Source organism: Cardinium endosymbiont of Oedothorax gibbosus, assembly GCF_936981045.1.
Lineage (GTDB): Bacteria > Bacteroidota > Bacteroidia > Cytophagales > Amoebophilaceae > Cardinium.
Map to the genome: position 1 here is coordinate 898,692 of NZ_OW441264.1, position 17,835 is coordinate 916,526.

At 36.0% G+C, this 17,835-nt stretch carries 14 protein-coding genes and 4 pseudogenes; 8 read left to right on the top strand and 10 right to left on the bottom strand.

Annotation, left to right across the window (positions count from 1 at the left end):
- Positions 1-42: 42 nt before the first annotated feature.
- Positions 43-750, top strand: coding sequence for an IS6 family transposase (locus tag NBW36_RS04215; RefSeq protein WP_250239133.1), 708 nt, complete (start codon positions 43-45; stop codon positions 748-750).
- Between the two features lie 132 nt (positions 751-882).
- Here NBW36_RS04215 and NBW36_RS04220 read toward each other — a convergent pair.
- Positions 883-1,191: pseudogene (locus NBW36_RS04220) on the bottom strand (IS6 family transposase); the annotation flags it as partial.
- Between the two features lie 372 nt (positions 1,192-1,563).
- Here NBW36_RS04220 and mgtE point away from each other — a divergent pair.
- The 5 genes and pseudogenes from mgtE to NBW36_RS04245 form a co-directional block, all read left to right on the top strand.
- Entirely contained in the window at positions 1,564-2,955 is a 1,392-nt protein-coding gene (gene mgtE / locus NBW36_RS04225) for a magnesium transporter (protein ID WP_250238007.1), read from the top strand.
- 77 nt (positions 2,956-3,032) lie between these two features.
- Positions 3,033-3,458, top strand: a complete 426-nt coding sequence (locus NBW36_RS04230) for a hypothetical protein (protein ID WP_250238008.1) — start codon at positions 3,033-3,035, stop codon at positions 3,456-3,458.
- A gap of 94 nt (positions 3,459-3,552) precedes the next feature.
- A complete protein-coding gene (locus NBW36_RS04235) occupies positions 3,553-4,803 on the top strand; it encodes a dihydrolipoamide acetyltransferase family protein (RefSeq protein ID WP_439099488.1) in 1,251 nt (416 codons plus the stop codon).
- Between the two features lie 173 nt (positions 4,804-4,976).
- The gene (locus NBW36_RS04240) at positions 4,977-5,684 is read left to right on the top strand and encodes an IS6 family transposase (RefSeq protein WP_250239140.1); all 708 of its coding nucleotides are present in this window, start codon (positions 4,977-4,979) and stop codon (positions 5,682-5,684) included.
- A gap of 58 nt (positions 5,685-5,742) precedes the next feature.
- Positions 5,743-5,910: pseudogene (locus tag NBW36_RS04245) on the top strand (DDE-type integrase/transposase/recombinase); the annotation flags it as partial.
- Positions 5,911-6,025: 115 nt separating this feature from the next.
- Here NBW36_RS04245 and NBW36_RS04250 read toward each other — a convergent pair.
- The 4 genes and pseudogenes from NBW36_RS04250 to NBW36_RS04265 form a co-directional block, all read right to left on the bottom strand.
- Positions 6,026-7,579: an Rne/Rng family ribonuclease gene (locus NBW36_RS04250; RefSeq protein ID WP_250238009.1), complete on the bottom strand. Its 1,554-nt coding sequence runs from the start codon at positions 7,577-7,579 to the stop codon at positions 6,026-6,028.
- Between the two features lie 457 nt (positions 7,580-8,036).
- Positions 8,037-8,672, bottom strand: coding sequence for a nicotinamide mononucleotide transporter family protein (locus NBW36_RS04255; RefSeq protein ID WP_250238011.1), 636 nt, complete (start codon positions 8,670-8,672; stop codon positions 8,037-8,039).
- A gap of 37 nt (positions 8,673-8,709) precedes the next feature.
- Complete coding sequence (locus NBW36_RS04260; protein ID WP_250238013.1) at positions 8,710-8,913, bottom strand: hypothetical protein; 204 nt, start codon at positions 8,911-8,913, stop codon at positions 8,710-8,712.
- Between the two features lie 159 nt (positions 8,914-9,072).
- Positions 9,073-9,782: pseudogene (locus tag NBW36_RS04265) on the bottom strand (IS6 family transposase).
- 344 nt (positions 9,783-10,126) lie between these two features.
- On the opposite strand from NBW36_RS04265, the gene NBW36_RS04270 reads away from it, so the two are divergent.
- Positions 10,127-10,834, top strand: a complete 708-nt coding sequence (locus tag NBW36_RS04270) for an IS6 family transposase (RefSeq protein ID WP_250239141.1) — start codon at positions 10,127-10,129, stop codon at positions 10,832-10,834.
- A gap of 111 nt (positions 10,835-10,945) precedes the next feature.
- Here NBW36_RS04270 and NBW36_RS04275 read toward each other — a convergent pair whose 3' ends face one another.
- Both NBW36_RS04275 and secDF read right to left on the bottom strand, forming a co-directional pair.
- A complete protein-coding gene (locus NBW36_RS04275) occupies positions 10,946-12,172 on the bottom strand; it encodes an MFS transporter (protein WP_250238015.1) in 1,227 nt (408 codons plus the stop codon).
- Between the two features lie 70 nt (positions 12,173-12,242).
- Positions 12,243-15,131, bottom strand: coding sequence for a protein translocase subunit SecDF (gene secDF / locus NBW36_RS04280; protein ID WP_250238016.1), 2,889 nt, complete (start codon positions 15,129-15,131; stop codon positions 12,243-12,245).
- 64 nt (positions 15,132-15,195) lie between these two features.
- Here secDF and NBW36_RS04285 point away from each other — a divergent pair.
- Positions 15,196-15,273: pseudogene (locus NBW36_RS04285) on the top strand (IS6 family transposase); the annotation flags it as partial.
- Between the two features lie 82 nt (positions 15,274-15,355).
- On the opposite strand, the gene NBW36_RS04290 reads toward NBW36_RS04285, so the two are convergent.
- The 3 genes from NBW36_RS04290 to NBW36_RS04300 form a co-directional block, all read right to left on the bottom strand.
- Positions 15,356-16,063, bottom strand: coding sequence for an IS6 family transposase (locus NBW36_RS04290; protein WP_250239135.1), 708 nt, complete (start codon positions 16,061-16,063; stop codon positions 15,356-15,358).
- 522 nt (positions 16,064-16,585) lie between these two features.
- Entirely contained in the window at positions 16,586-17,308 is a 723-nt protein-coding gene (locus NBW36_RS04295) for a DUF4292 domain-containing protein (RefSeq protein ID WP_250238017.1), read from the bottom strand.
- 141 nt (positions 17,309-17,449) lie between these two features.
- The gene (locus NBW36_RS04300) at positions 17,450-17,737 is read right to left on the bottom strand and encodes a DNA-directed RNA polymerase subunit omega (protein ID WP_250238023.1); all 288 of its coding nucleotides are present in this window, start codon (positions 17,735-17,737) and stop codon (positions 17,450-17,452) included.
- Between the last annotated feature and the right edge of the window lie 98 nt (positions 17,738-17,835).

Genomic DNA, 17,835 nt, shown 5'->3' on the forward strand with positions numbered 1-17,835 from the left:
AAAATGATTATTTTAGTATCGGTATTTAAAAAAGTAGTTATTATGTTTAATATTTCTCCCGAGTTATTACCATATTTTAAAGGTTATTGTTCTTCATCAGAAGTCATCCTGTTATTTGTATACATGAAGTGTCGTTTTTCCTTGAGCTATAGAGATTTGGAAGAGATGATGCGTATGAGAGGCGCAAGAGTTGATCATTCTACGCTACAGAGATGGGTTATTAAGTTTGTTCCTCTGATAGATAAAGCAGTAAGAAAAAGAAAACGACCAGTTGGTAGTAGTTGGAGAATGGATGAAACCTATGTTAAACTAAACGGGAAGTGGATCTATTTATATAGAGCAGTAGATCGTTATGGTGATACAGTTGACTTTTTTCTATCTGATCATAGAGACAAGTCTTCAACGCTTTCTTTTTTTCGCAAGGCGATCACAGAAAATAATATTCCTAAGAAAGTAGTAATTGACAAAAGCGGTAGTAATAAAGCTGCCCTTGATGCGATCAATACAGATCTTGATCAAGATCATACCATTCAAATATTTCAAAACAAATATTTGAATAATAGAGTTGAACAAGATCATAGGTTTATCAAAAAACGGATAAAACCTATGCTGGGTTTTAAGAATTTTTATTCTGCTTCCATTACTATTTCAGGGATAGAAAACATTCGTATGATTCAAAAAGGACAAGTAAGAGGAGCTAAAAATCATCTTTCTACTTTTGAGAACTTTGCTATCTTAATGGCCGCATAATATCCAAAATTTGACTTAAACGAAAAACCTATACTAAGAAAACTATAGACGCGACAGAACCCCGCATAATATCCAAAATTTGACTTAAACGAAAAACCTATACTAAGAAAACTATAGACGCGACAGAACCTAACGATCTACTGCTCTATATAAATAGATCCACTTCCCGTTTAGTTTAACATAGGTTTCATCCATTCTCCAACTACTACCAACTGGTCGTTTTCTTTTTCTTACTGCTTTATCTATCAGAGGAACAAACTTAATAACCCATCTCTGTAGCGTAGAATGATCAACTCTTGCGCCTCTCATACGCATCATCTCTTCCAAATCTCTATAGCTCAAGAAAAAACGACACTTCACGTATACAAATAACAGGATGACTTCTGATGAAGAACAATAACCTTTAAAATATGGTAATAACTCGGGAGAAATATTAAACATAATAACTACTTTTTTAACTACAGATACTAAAATAATGATTTTTTAGAATAAACGCGACAGAACCAGTTGAAGCCATTAACCGTTCTATTGGTATGGTGGGTTCTATCCATATAAAATGGATATAGATTTGGATCTACTTTGTTGGTAATTTACTTCAGATTCCCTTAAATTTACCTTTCGTTAAGTCTTCTTGTTGACTCTACTTGTGGTTAGGATAGGTTGGAGCTGGGTTTTAGCGTGGGGGCCATACCTTTTTTGTTCATGATATAAAACCTTTGGTTGCGCGCGTGCTTTTAGGGTTTTTACAAATCTATTTTCTCATCTAGGCTTGTTAAGCATCGTTGTATCATATAAGACCAAAAAACTACGATTATGAAACTAAAAGGAGAAAATAAGTTTTTTAAGTGGATGCGTTTGCTCAACCAGCAGCAAGAGAAGCGGTTGGCCTATTGTTTGGAGCGTGCAGCGCCTATAGAGGTGTCCAGGTTTTTAGAAAAGCAATCTTTTGAGCTGGTTATAGCAATATTTCGCACCTTGTCTATTCCACGACAAGGGGAAATATTTGCCTTATTGAATGATAATGCGTTGCAGATGCAAATCTACCACGCTATTCCTAAAAGCAGCTTTGCCAAGATTTTTTCTTGTATGCCTTCTGATTTGCGCGTTGATTTTTACCAACGATTGAGCAATAAGGAACATGCCCATTTGTTACCCTATTTAAACAGAAAGGTTCGGGAAGATGTAATTATGCTCAATGCCTATTTACCAGATACGGCAGGCGGTATCATGAATACAGATTTTGCGACTGTTTTAAATTCAATGACTGTAGAAGAAGCTATCGCTAAAATCCGTGAGGATGCACCTTCTAAAAAGATGCTTTATTACATCTATGTAGTAGATGAAAAGATGAAATTGGTAGGTTTTATTTCTTTAAAGGATTTAGTGATCCGTTCTCCTAAAGAGAAGATAGAGACTATACTCAATGCAAATTTTGTCTATGCTACGGTAGATGAGGATCAAGAAGTTGTCGCTAAAAAAATTGAACAATATGATTTGGTAGCTATTCCTATTTTGAATCAAGAAGAACAAATCGTAGGTATTGTAAGTTATGATGATGCCATACATATTATCAGGGTGGAGCAAGTTGAGGATATGGATAAATTTATGGGTATTACTTCAGAAGAAGATGCACCAGATTATCTAAAGGTCTCCAGTCTACAACATCTTAAAAAGAGAATTAAATGGATTGTAGTAGTATTTATGGCCAGCATCGTTGGCCACGCTTTTACACATGCTAAAAGTGCTTTTTTTACGCCATTTAATTTGATTTTCTATTTGAGTATGATTACGGATACTGGAGGCAACGTAGGCAGTCAAGTAGCTTCAGTAGTACTGCAAGCATTGAATCGAGGCCAGCTCACGCTGTCTGACTGGGCTAGGATTATTTTAAAGGAATTAAGGATTGCCATTATGTTGGCTTCTATTTTATTTTTTCTTGCTTATATTAAAGTATTCTTGACCTCCAGTCTGGATTCAGAAGTCAACAGGCACTACCAGGTAATGTTTGTAGTGGCATTGAGTATTGTGTTACAAGTTATTTTTTCTGCTTTTATAGGAGCGACTTTTCCATTAGCTGCTAAATATTTTAATGGAGATCCTGCAGTAGCAGCCAATCCTGCGATTAATACAACTGTAGAACTATTGGGTGTGATCATTTATTATGTAGTAATTTGTTGGCTCATTAATCCAGTCGGTAGCTGTTAATTACCAATTTATATCTACTTTTTTTCTTTGGCTTAAGCACTACATGTAATGATCTTAAGGCTGTTTTATTTAATGAAATGCTGGACTTTGCTGTTCCTGTTCAGTTTTTTTTTGCTTCATGTAAGTCAGATCATGGGGAGGATGTATTGATTTTACGAGATGAGTTGGTGGTGCCTCTGATGGAGGCATCGTCGTATATTACCGGCAAACAAAAAGAGATAGATGACCGTGGCCAGATCATTAGTGGAGTACCTTGTGAAATAAATTTCACGAAGGCGCATGAATTGTGCGCACATGTGGAAAAAAGATTACGAGGTTATCCAAAGATTACAAGATATGAAATCTCCCAAAGCGCATTAAAGGAGATGCATGAAATATTAAACACATTAAAACAGGATATAGAAAGCTTGCCTGATAGCCTAGAGCAAAAACAATTTAGGAAAGAATGGAATCAGCTGGCTCAATATATATCTTCTTTAATGGCTAAAAAGGATATGTCGTAAAGATCTACTACCCGTCGTAGGCCAGCAGGCTAATGGTAGCGTTCAATTTTTAAGCACAGTTAACATGCCCTTAATAACGCTTTATTTACCTAGGATGGGTGAAAGTGTGATGGAAGCTATAGTATTGCATTGGTGTGTAAGAGACGGAGAAGGGATTATAGAAGGTGCGCCTTTGTTGGAGGTTTCCACCGATAAAGTTGATGCAGAAATTCCTGCTGCTCACGCTGGTAAGATTAAAAAATTACTAGTAGAAAAAGGAGCCGTGGTACCTGTTGGAGCGCCTATTGCTTTATTAGAAGTAGAAAATGTAGCTGTATCATCTGCAGCCGGTGCACAATCTTTTGTAGATTTAAAACCTGTTGGGCAGGTTCCTATTCCAACACATCATTCAGACGCTAAATCCTTTCCTTTAGAGTCTTTTAGCAAAGTAAAATTAACCCCTTTGGCCAAACATATGGCTCAAAAACATCTTATTCCAGCAGATGAGTTAGCCAGATTAGCTGGATGTGCTAGGGATGATCGGGTTACTAAAGAAGCAATTTTGGATTATTTAAGCAAGCGCGTACCCATTCATACCGACACTGTTGACCGCCATCTATTTCATGGAACCATTACCCCTCTAGAGGGAGATGAGGTGGTCCAAATGGATCGTGTTAGAAAACTCATTGCAGATCGAATGGTTGCATCTAAGAAAATTGCGCCTCATGTTACTTCCTTTATACGTGCTGATGTAACGGCACTCGTTACCTGGAGAAATCAGCATAAGGCTACTTTTGAAGAAAAATATGGGATTAAATTGACGTATAATCCTATTTTTATGGCAGTGATTGCGCGTGCCTTGCAACGATTCCCCCTGCTCAATGCGGTGGTGGTGGGCGATCGGATTATCAAACGAAAGCATGTTAATATAGGTTTTGCTGTAGCGTTGTCAGATGGTAATCTATTGGTGCCTGTAGTGCAGCAAGTAGAGCAGCTTGGCTTGGTTACATTGGCACAACAGATCGATGCTTTAATCGATAAAGCACGTAGTGGTACCATTATGCCAGATGCATTAACCGGTGCTACCTATACCATTTCTAATATCGGTTGCTTTGGTAACCTTATGGGAACACCTATTATTGTGCAACCACAAGTAGCTATTCTTGCCTTAGGCCTTATTGAAAAACGCCCTGCGGTGGTCTATTTTGAGGAAAAAGAGGCCATAGCGATTCGCGATGAGCTATTTTTATCCCATACCTATGATCACCGGATTATAGATGGGGCAATAGGGGGAGGATTTTTAAAGTATTTGGCAAAGGAATTGGCATCTTTTGTCAATAACATAGAACAGTATCCATTTGCATAAGGAAGGAGAAAGAAAGGTTGTATGCTACTTCGGTTCTGTCGCGTCTATATTTTCGTTAGTAAAGGCTTTTTTTAAGTGAAGTTTTGGATATATATTGGGTATTATTCAGGGTTCTGTCGCGTTTATTCTAAAAAATGATTATTTTAGTATCGGTATTTAAAAAAGTAGTTATTATGTTTAATATCTCTCCCGAGTTATTACCATATTTTAAAGGTTATTGTTCTTCATCAGAAGTCATCCTGTTATTTGTATACATGAAGTGTCGTTTTTCCTTGAGCTATAGAGATTTGGAAGAGATGATGCGTATGAGAGGCGCAAGAGTTGATCATTCTACGCTACAGAGATGGGTTATTAAGTTTGTTCCTCTGATAGATAAAGCAGTAAGAAAAAGAAAACGACCAATTGGTAGTAGTTGGAAAATGGATGAAACCTATGTTAAACTAAACGGGAAGTGGATCTATTTATATAGAGCAGTAGATCGTTATGGTGATACAGTTGACTTTTTTCTATCTGAGCATAGAGACAAGTCTTCAACGCTTTCTTTTTTTCGAAAGGCGATCACAGAAAATAATATTCCTAAGAAAGTAGTAATTGACAAAAGCGGTAGTAATAAAGCTGCCCTTGATGCGATCAATACAGATCTTGATCAAGATCATACCATTCAAATATTGCAAAACAAATATTTGAATAATAGAGTTGAACAAGATCATAGGTTTATCAAAAAACGGATAAAACCTATGCTGGGTTTTAAGAATTTTTATTCTGCTTCCATTACTATTTCAGGGATAGAAAACATTCGTATGATTCAAAAAGGACAAGTAAGAGGAGCTAAAAATCATCTTTCTATTTTTGAGAACTTTGCTATCTTAATGGCCGCATAATATCCAAAATTTGACTTAAACGAAAAACCTATACTAAGAAAACTATAGACGCGACAGAACCAATAAAGCTGCCCTTGATGCGATCAATACAGAACTTGATCAAGATCATACCATTCAAATATTTCAAAACAAATACTTGAATAATAGAGTTGAACAAGATCATAGGTTTATCAAAAAACGGCTAAAACCTATGCTTAGTTTTAAGTGTTTTAAGGCTGCAGCCATTGAGAATTTTGTTATGCTAATAGCCGAATAATACCCAATATATATCCAAAACTTCACTTAAAAGAGAAGACGTTACTAACGAAAATATAGACGCGACAGAACCTTATAAAAAAGCACTAATGGAGTTCTATTTCCCCGTGATTTCGGTTGATAAGTTTGTAATCTGTTATCGCCATTGAAGAATCTTCAACTAATGTAACCCATCTACCATACTTTAGGAACCATTTCAACCTTTTTGAGATCAAATTTTTGGTAAAAAAGGCATAGAGGTAAGGATGAACCAAAAGTCTGATACCCTTTTCATTCTGATTCATTAAAACAAGCCGCAAGTTTTCTTCAATTCTTTCTGAAACCAATATAGAAGCATCGATCTTTCCTGTGCCATTACAAGATGGGCAAAGCTCCCTTGTGACTACATTCATTTCTGGGCGCACCCGCTGGCGTGTGATCTGCATGATGCTAAACTTTGACAATGGTAAAATAGAAGTCTTAGCACGATCCTCTTTCATCAGCTCCTTCATTTTTTGATAAAGGAGCTTACGGTCTTCTATGCCCTTAATGTCTATAAAGTCCACTACTATAATCCCTCCCATATCGCGCAAACGCAACTGGCGTGCAATTTCCTGTGCAGCAGACAAATTAACATTTAAGGCCATTTTCCCTTGCCCCTCTTCGTCTACAGCTCTGTTACCACTATTCACATCAATGACGTGCATGGCTTCAGTGTGCTCAATCACTAAATAACCTCCCCCTTCTATACCAACCGTTTGACCAAAAAGCGTTTTCAGCTGCCGTTCTATACCCAATTGCTCAAAGAGCTTGATCTTACCTTGATGGAATTTAAGAATCTTCTCCTTGTCAGGTGCAATAGTATGTATGTATTGCTTTATTTCGGTATAAAGGAGCTGATCATCCACAATAATACTGTCAAAAGACTCATTGAGCATGTCCCGTAGAATAGTATAGGCTCTATTTACTTCTCCTATAATTTTTTCCCCAGGTAATGCAGTAACCAGTTGCTCTATCCCCCTTTTCCATTTATCAATAAGATCTCTGAGATCTCTATCTAATGTAGCCACATCGATTCCTTTTGCTACGGTGCGTACAATTACGCCAAAGTTTTTAGGCTTAATGGAAGCGATTAAGCGGTGTAGCCGATCTCGCTCTTCAGCATTTGTAATTTTTTTGGAAATACTAATCGTGTCTACAAAGGGTATTAGTATCATGTAACGACCAGGTAAAGTCAACCCAGAAGCTATACGGGGACCCTTACTTGAAATAGGCTCTTTTACGATTTGAACCAATACTTCTTGCCCTTTTGTCAATAGATCGCCAACTTTACCAAGCTTATCTATCGGCGGCTCAACTACAAAGTCAGCTAGATTTGTTAGATTACCTTGTTGATGCCTAACCAGTTGAATAGCCTTTTTTAGAGAATTGAACTGTGAACCAAGATCCAAATAATGCAAAAAAGCATCTTTTTTGTATCCTACATCCACAAAACTTGCATTTAAACTGGGCACTACTTTTTTAATAATCCCCAAATAAATATCACCTACTTTGAACTTGTTTTCTTCCTTTTCTACCTGATATTCAAAAAGATTTCCATCTTTTAGCAGTGCTATTCTACAATTATTATCCGTACTATTAATGATTAATTCATTACCCACGTGCTAATTTTGTTTACGTTTTTACAGAAACCCAGAAAGCAATTAGTAGCATATTTAAATTAAATAGTTACACAAAGCAGATAATAACGCTTTTTGACACTTAAGCGCTATCTATTTTTCTTTTTATGTCTATTTAACCTAAGACGTTTTTTACGCTTATGTGTAGCTACCTTTTGTCTTTTTCTTTTCCTACCACAAGGCATTTTACTAAGATTTCATAAGTTATATTTATTATACCACCCTGGAATAGAAAAACCTCCCTACCTATATCTTGGTCAGGTTAAAGGGATTCTATTCGCTTACGTTTAAAATAGCTTATCAACTAAGATGATAAAGCCTACTGGCCACCCAATACGGTTTAAGCACCGAACATTAACTTTTCCAATTTACTGTTTTTTTCTTTAATTACACACATATTTCTCATGATTCTAACTATGATAGCGCTATAAGGTCTGTTTTATACTTTCATTCCTTTGTAGGATACATACCATTTTATTTGACCATAAACGCCTATACATGATAGAACAAGGTAGTGCATGCTCAGCATGATCGCTCCCGTTTGATAACAGGCCAGAGAGAAGGCTATATAGCGAAAAAGGGCGATCACCCATCTTTCTAATTTTTTATGTGCCATAAGCCACTTGTCCATAAAACCAAAAGAAAAGTAATAGGCATCCCCATACATAGATATAGATAATGCGTTATTAAAATATTTACCTGCTATAAAGCTCCAACCAATGCCCCCCAACATACTAATACCAGCAATAAACAAAAGTATCTTATAGGATGTTCTGCTCACTTCTACAGGTTTTCGATATATCGTTCCTTTCCATCTTAGATAGGCATACAGATTGAAGAATATAAAAATGATACTATAAGTTACTTTTCCATAGAGTCGCCTAACGGAATAGACATAAATATTTGTAAAAGCAATAGGAAAGGCCAAAATTTTGCTCCAAATACTTTGGCGTGCCTCTAAAAAATGGGCAAAAATCGATGCAACTACTACACTAAATTCCAATAGTCTTTGTTGGTCATAGATTAGCCATTTACCTGCACCTATAATGGCTGTCAACAGTTGATCGGTTATCATATGTAAAAAGTAATGTAAATGAAGTTAAAATATATGACTAACCTTTATCATGTACATAATGCGTATCTACTGGTTCATTAGATTGCAGCTGGGTGCCATTTGGTTTGAGTTGTGCATTAGATTGTGCATGAATTTTACCTATTAATTCATACACTTCCCGAAAAGGCCTTTCAGACAAGGCTTTAATAATTACATTCACTTCAGCGATATCTAACCTGAGTGCTATTGTATTTGGCTGCATATAACTATGATTTATTTAAAAACAAGTATATCCGTTCAGTCAATTTCATCTAATAATCAATAACATTTATGTCTTATAACGCCATTGGGTTCTGTCGCTTCTATATTTTCGTTAGTAACGTCTTTTCTTTTAAGTGAAGTTTTAGATATATATTGGGTATTATTCGGCCATTAGCATAACAAAATTCTCAAAAGTAGAAAGATGATTTTTAGCTCCGATTACTTTTCCTTTTTGAATCATACGAATGTTTTCTATCCCTGCAATGGTAATGGCTGCAGCCTTAAAACACTTAAAACTAAGCATAGGTTTTAACCGTTTTTTGATAAACCTATGATCTTGTTCAACTCTATTATTCAAGTATTTGTTTTGAAATATTTGAATGGTATGATCTTGATCAAGATCTGTATTGATCGCATCAAGGGCAGCTTTATTACTACCGCTTTTGTCAATTACTACTTTCTTAGGAATATTATTTTCTGTGATCACCTTACGAAAAAAAGAAAAAGCTGCAGACTTGTCTCTATGCTCAGATAGAAAAAAGTCAACTGTATCACCATAACGATCTACTGCTCTATATAAATAGATCCACTTCCCGTTTAGTTTAACATAGGTTTCATCCATTCTCCAACTACCACCAACTGGCCGTTTTCTTTTACTTACTGCTTCATCTATAAGAGGAACAAACTTAATAACCCATCTCTGTAAAGTAGAGTGATCGACCTTGGCTCCTCATTATACGCATCATTTCTTCTAAATCCCGATCGCTCAAAGAAAATCGACATTATCATATATACAAATAACAGGATCACTGCTGATGAAGAACAATAGCCTTTAAAATAAGATAATAATTTGGGCGAAATATTAAACATAATAACTACTTTTTTAACTACAGATACTAAAATAATCATTTTTTAGAATAAACGCCAAAGAACCACAAATCTATGCATTAAAAATATAAATGTTCTTATAATAATGGGGCAAAATAAAGTAATACACCTGATCTTAAGAAAGTTGTTGGATATCAGATTCAGAGGCTTTGTCCAATTAAGTGTGTAAATTATTTTTTTGGTTTATTAGATTCTATTTTCAAATTTAATTAAAAAATGTGCCATAGCTTCACTCCAATTATGAATAGGGATGGTCCACTTGGGTTCTGTCGCGTTTATTCTAAAAAATGATTATTTTAGTATCGGTATTTAAAAAAGTAGTTATTATGTTTAATATTTCTCCCGAGTTATTACCATATTTTAAAGGTTATTGTTCTTCATCAGAAGTCATCCTGTTATTTGTATACATGAAGTGTCGTTTTTCCTTGAGCTATAGAGATTTGGAAGAGATGATGCGTATGAGAGGCGCAAGAGTTGATCATTCTACGCTACAGAGATGGGTTATTAAGTTTGTTCCTCTGATAGATAAAGCAGTAAGAAAAAGAAAACGACCAATTGGTAGTAGTTGGAAAATGGATGAAACCTATGTTAAACTAAACGGGAAGTGGATCTATTTATATAGAGCAGTAGATCGTTATGGTGATACAGTTGACTTTTTTCTATCTGATCATAGAGACAAGTCTTCAACGCTTTCTTTTTTTCGAAAGGCGATCACAGAAAATAATATTCCTAAGAAAGTAGTAATTGACAAAAGCGGTAGTAATAAAGCTGCCCTTAATGCGATCAATACAGATCTTGATCAAGATCATACCATTCAAATATTGCAAAACAAATATTTGAATAATAGAGTTGAACAAGATCATAGGTTTATCAAAAAACGGATAAAACCTATGCTGGGTTTTAAGAATTTTTATTCTGCTTCCATTACTATTTCAGGGATAGAAAACATTCGTATGATTCAAAAAGGACAAGTAAGAGGAGCTAAAAATCATCTTTCTACTTTTGAGAACTTTGCTATCTTAATGGCCGCATAATATCCAAAATTTGACTTAAACGAAAAACCTATACTAAGAAAACTATAGACGCGACAGAACCGGATGTTTTATAAACTTTTTTATTAAGAAATAAGTGTGATAAAAGCTCCTCTACTTTGTGCTATTTTTTTTACATAAAGATGCCAAATATATTTTAGTAATGGGTTTGGTTATGCCCAGTGAGAGTAAAGAACATAAGACAAATCCTACAAATGGAGGCGCTATGCCCCATACAGGGGGAAGGACGATCCAAAATGGTATCAAGGAGCCAATGCCATAAGCAAAAAACTTGACCACTGCATCTCCCACTAAAATAACGTGGGCCAGTTTATCGTTTTGCGTTAAAGCTTGCCCTATAATACCAATAGCTGTTCTGAGTAAATACAGTCCCATTCCATACAATAGTGCAGTTGCTTGAAGATAGCAGGGTTGCGTCACATAAAAAGCCATAATCGAAGCTAGTACGATAAAAATAGGGCTAATATTAAAAAAACAAATGATCCATTTAGGTTTTCTTTTTAAGATCCATGAACCACATATGCCACTTACAATAAAGCCTAGATGCATCATACTGATGCTATAGCTATGCAATTGTGCATTGACTTGACTATTACCGTTAGCTATTCTTGCGACCAAAATGGGTAAACTGACCGTATAGGCTATGGTTGCTATATAGCTTACCAGACGGAAACTAGTTATGCGTAATAGCCCAGGATTTTGAGCGATTTCCTTAAAGCCCGTTAACATGCCCGATGGTTGTAATGCCATCTCTTTTGCACCAAGATTTCGGAATAGCTGCCAGGGTATTATACGCAAAATGTAGATAAAGCTACAAAGTAATAGAAGCATTTTCAATCCTATGATTGCCAATAAGTTTTTAGCTATTATAGGTGCTAACACATTAAAACACTGTAAAAAAATTTGAAAAGTGGAAAAAAAGAAAGGCTTGTCATGTGTTCCTATTTGCCTACTAATAAAAGCAAGACCATTGGAATGCTCAATACTCATAATGCAGGCAAGCGCCCATAATGTAATGGTCCAGATGCGCAGATTCACATCATTATATAAAGAGAAGATGAACAAGGTAGATGTTGCACATAAGAGTGTGCCTATACCTATGGTATAAGAAGAAAAACGTTTGAAAAAAAAGCCTCCAATTAGTCCAGCGAAACCAATCCCTAATAAGCTAGCTGGCTCCAAATAGGCTGCAGAAATGCCACTGGTATCTTTGTCAAATAAAGTGATTGAAAAGCCAATCACTAGAATAGTGGGCACTATCGTTCCAAGGCCATTTAAGACCATGTAAATAGGAATAATTTGTTTTATTTTCATAGACATACCTTATTGATTTGGGTTATAATGCCTATTGTAGGCCATTACGTTATCGATTTTGGTATTTAATTCGTATCTACCCCTTATTCATAGAAAGCTTACGACCAAAATCTGCTAAAAGAGGGGCTGCAATGCAGATAGAAGAATAAGTGCCAAATAATACACCTAGTAATAATGCAAAAGAGAAGCTCCGTAATGCTTCTCCTCCAAAGAAGAAAAGCACAACAACAGTTAATAATGTTGTAAAAGAGGTAATAACGGTTCTACTTAGGGTTTCTCCAATCGCATCATTGATCATGGCTATGGGTATAGCCGTAGCCTTATTGGCTAACCTTTCCCTTATACGGTCAAAGATAACCACTGTATCGTTTATGGAATAGCCAATAACTGTGAGCATAGCAGCTAAGAACACTTCATTCACTTCATAGCTTACGCCTAAAGCGCGTGCTATACAAAATCCAGCTATGACTGCTAAAGCATCATGTATAAGCGCTAATATAGCTGCTAAACCAAATCCCCACCTTCTAAAGCGCAATACAATGTAAATAAATATACTCAATATAGCAAGTGTCATTGCTTTTTTTGCACTTTTTTGGACATCCTGTGCCACAGTAGCACCTACTTTGGTACTACTTGTAATATTAAAATAATGATCGGTTGAAGCAGTATGATTTTCTGTTAATTGGGTTAAATCTTTCAAGGCCGTAACCAGTTTATTGCGCACCTTTTCATCGGAGGCAATAATATCCTCGTGATGCAAATAGCTAGTAGTGATTTGCATCACATTATTGGCGCCATAGGTACGCACTTCTACACCTTTCTTAAATTTAGTAGATAGTCCTTCTTTGAGTAAGGAAGCATCCATAGGCTTAGAAAAATGCACCGTGTATGAACGACCTCCGGCAAAATCCACCCCCAAGGTAAGCCCTTTATAATGGTAGAAGCAGAAAGCACCGACTGCTATAAATGATAAGGAGCATGCGTAAAAACGGTGACGATTTTTAATAAAATTAATCTGTACGTTCTTAAAAAGCATAGGTATAGCTGGATAAGAAAAGGTTAAATTTGGGGCAGGGCAGTTGTCCATAAAGAAGTAGAAAATCAACCTTGTAATAAATATAGAAGAAAATACAGAAGTGAGGATACCAATCATTAAGACAAGGGCAAAACCACGGACCGGCCCCTGACCCAGGTAGTAGAGTATTACCCCAGCAAGAAAGGTGGTAATATTTGCATCCACAATAGAGCTATATGATTTCGCATATCCACGTTGGATGGCCTCTTTTATATGAACTTTTTGTGCGCGTTCTTCTCGTATTCGTTCAAATACCAAGACATTCGCATCGATGGACATACCAAGCGTAAGGACAAGACCAGCAATACCTGGTAGGGTTAAAGTAGCATCCAGTTCTACCAAAATGCCCACAATAAAAAGTAAATTAAATAAGAGTGCTATATTGGCTATAATGCCTCCTTTTGCATAATAAAGGAACATAAAAAGCAGCACCAGGCCTAAACCTACTGCTGTGGCCATAAGACCTTGGCTTTGTGCTGCTTTTCCCAAGCTTGGGCCTATAATGGCTTCTTCAACCATTCTAAGGGGTGCTGGTAAAGAGCCTGTTGTTAATACACTGGCTAAGTCTTTGGCTTCTTCTACAGTAAAATGGCCGGATATCTGAGATTTACCATTTGGAATTTCTTGATTAACTACTGGTGCGGAGTAAACTCGATCATCTAAAGCTATAGCTATACGTTTACCAATATGACTTGCCGTAATGCGTTTCCAAATATGTACACCTTTCTGATGCATTTGTAAATTTACAACTCGTTGTCGTCTATTTTTATCAAAGAATTGGGCTGCATGTGTAATCATATCTCCCTCTAAAAGAGGTTTGTTATCCCTGGGCTGTTTGATGGCATAAAGGGTAACGGCTTGCGTTCCATCGTTTAGGGTGTGTGCTTTTTTTTCCCACATCCAGACAATCTCTTTAGGCAATAAAGCCTTAACCTCTTTTCTGCGTAGTATGGCTTCTATTTGGCTAATCTTTTCAGGCGCATAGGCCAGTGTGTAAGGGAAGGGGTATTTGCAAAGCCTTTTGAGTATGGACTCCTTAGGCATGCGTTGTGCTTTTTCCTCGTTTGTAAGCCCTTTTGGAAAGGTTGCAGTTATGGTTGTTTTTTCTTTGTTCAGTAAGAAAGTATTGACAGCTTCTAGTGCTGAGCTATATGTATTGGCTTCTGCTACTGCCCAGAAGCGCAATTGTGCTACACCCTGCAATAATTTTCTAACCCGTTTGGGGTTGGTAACACCTGGTAGCTCTATTTGAATCCTTGCATTTCCAGGTAGCTTTTGAATCTTGGTTTGTGTAGCGCCGAAGCGGTCTAACCTAGAACCTATAATGGTAAGCGAACGATCTAATGCATTTACGATTTCTTGATCAATTGCTTTTGTAACATCATCTTCAGTAGAAAAAGTATAAGACCTTACTCCAGCAGCAGTAAAAATATCTATTAAATTACCATTTGGGGCAAGCCTTTTATAGGCTGCGACAAAAAGCTTGCCAAAAGAAGCAGGGCTACCCTTTTCTCGTTCCCGCTGTGCTGATTGGAGCGCTTCTAAAAAATCAGTATCTGTATTATAGGCAGCCAACCTTTTTACAAACTCCATAGGAACAAGTTCCATGGTGACATGCATACCACCTTGAAGATCTAAGCCTAGTTTAAGTGAACGCTCCTTTACCTCTTCATAGGTATAGACAGAACCAAACAGCTTGTAAACAGGTTTTTTCCATATATGCATTAAATATGCCTGACTTTTATCAAAGTCTATTCTGCCCTGTTTATCCATTGCTTGTTGTGCTGCTTGGCGTTGCACCCGGTAGTCTACAAAAGTAAAAGAAAGATAATAGAGTGAGAGCAAGGCAGCAAGAATGGTCAAAAAAAGTACTATTTGTTTAGATCTCATGGTTCTGTCGCGTTTATTCTAAAAAATCATTATTTTAGTATCTGCAGTTGAAAAAGTAGTTATTATGTTTAATATTTCGCCCAAATTATTACCTTATTTTAAGGGCTATTGTTCTTCAGCAGAAGTCATCCTGTTATTTGTCTAGATGAAGTATCGTTTTTCCGGTTCTGTCGCGTCTATAGTTTTCTTAGTATAGGTTTTTCGTTTAAGTCAAATTTTGGATATTATGCGGCCATTAAGATAGCAAAGTTCTCAAAAGTAGAAAGATGATTTTTAGCTCCTCTTACTTGTCCTTTTTGAATCATACGAATGTTTTCTATCCCTGAAATAGTAATGGAAGCAGAATAAAAATTCTTAAAACCCAGCATAGGTTTTATCCGTTTTTTGATAAACCTATGATCTTGTTCAACTCTATTATTCAAATATTTGTTTTGAAATATTTGAATGGTATGATCTTGATCAAGATCTGTATTGATCGCATCAAGGGCAGCTTTATTACTACCGCTTTTGTCAATTACTACTTTCTTAGGAATATTATTTTCTGTGATCGCCTTGCGAAAAAAAGAAAGCGTTGAAGACTTGTCTCTATGATCAGATAGAAAAAAGTCAACTGTATCACCATAACGATCTACTGCTCTATATAAATAGATCCACTTCCCGTTTAGTTTAACATAGGTTTCATCCATTTTCCAACTACTACCAATTGGTCGTTTTCTTTTTCTTACTGCTTTATCTATCAGAGGAACAAACTTAATAACCCATCTCTGTAGCGTAGAATGATCAACTCTTGCGCCTCTCATACGCATCATCTCTTCCAAATCTCTATAGCTCAAGGAAAAACGACACTTCATGTATACAAATAACAGAATGACTTCTGATGAAGAACAATAACCTTTAAAATATGGTAATAACTCGGGAGAAATATTAAACATAATAACTACTTTTTTAAATACCGATACTAAAATAATCATTTTTTAGAATAAACGCGACAGAACCAGAAATATTAAACATAATAACTACTTTTTTAAATACCGATACTAAAATAATCATTTTTTAGAATAAACGCGACAGAACCAGAAATATTAAACATAATAACTACTTTTTTAAATACCGATACTAAAATAATCATTTTTTAGAATAAACGCGACAGAACCCTTTTGAGAACTTTGCTATCTTAATGGCCGCATAATATCCAAAATTTGACTTAAACGAAAAACCTATACTAAGAAAACTATAGACGCGACAGAACCGTAATCGGAGCTAAAAATCATCTTTTTACTTTTGAGAATTTTGTTATGCTAATGGGCGAATAATACCCAATATATATCCAAAACTTCACTTAAAAGAAAAGACGTTACTAACGAAAATGTAGACGCGACAGAACCCTTAAAAGAAAAGCCTTTACTAACGAAAATATAGACGCGACAGAACCGGAAATAGTGTGGGCATACTACTTATTTACAATAATAAGTAGGTATAGTCAATTTAATATTTGGCCTTTTCAGCTTTTTAAAATGCAGCTTATGTAATGTTACGTTGCCTTGATGGAATTGTCCTTTATCATTAAGCGAAAAATGTATTTTAATCCCAGACAAACAAGCCCTATCTACTACCATTCTGTGTTGGTATAAAAACTTAAGGCCATTACCTTGTTTTGGATCGATTAATTGAACCCGTGAAACCTTACGTGTAAGGTCATCATAGGTATAGGTTAAGTCAGCGCATAAAGCATCTGGTACACCCTGTTCAATAGGGCTACAAACCCTACCTAAAAGCAATGATTGAATGAATAGATAATTGCAAGGGAAATGATACTGTTGCTTGATACGCTTATAATCCCATTGATAAACTAGACGACGCAACCGATCTACAACCGTTACACCCTTTTTATCGATGAGACCACGTATGACCTCTATACCCAAAGGGCCCTTTACAATAAAATCAATTTGTTGATCATATGTTACACAACAGGCTACACGACAGTGAAAAGTATGCTGTAGGCCCATAAAATGCAAAGCGGCCTGCATAGAGAAACATGCAGGAAAAGTAGTGAGCAGATGGGTTACATCAAACGACTGTTTACTAGCCTGCTGCATGCCACACCCGGAAAACAAATAGAGAGCTGCCAAAAAGATCTGAACAAAAACTAAACGCTTTATGGTATATAATGGGTCCATAAGCCTAATCATCCCTATTTATTCAATATATTTCTAACTTTTTGCTCAATCGTATGTCCATGTTAGGCAATAAACAAAAAACACAGAGACCTCCACTTAGCCTTTTGGCAACAACTCCTAAAAGTAAAATCAAAATTCCTTTTATGTCTCTTCATTAATATAGCGAAAGGCAATATCACCTTCTAAAAACCCCCTAGTAGCTTCTAATACAGGTTTAGGAAGCTTTTCATAATACTTGGTAATCTCATCTTGCCGCTGAGCATCTATGCTATCTTTTTCTTCAATAACAGGCATAAATTCCTCCAACTTACGATCTAGCTCATCTTTCATATTCATAGCAATCTGCTTAGCACGTTTCGTAATGATAACGGTACTTTCATAAATATTACCAGTAGGCGCAATCAACTCATGTATATTTCTAGGTGCCAAATATACTTTTTTATTCAGACTCATAATTGTAAATATTATGCTATATAATTAAACCAAGCAGCAGAAGCTTTTTTCCTTTATCATTATCTTCTGCTAAA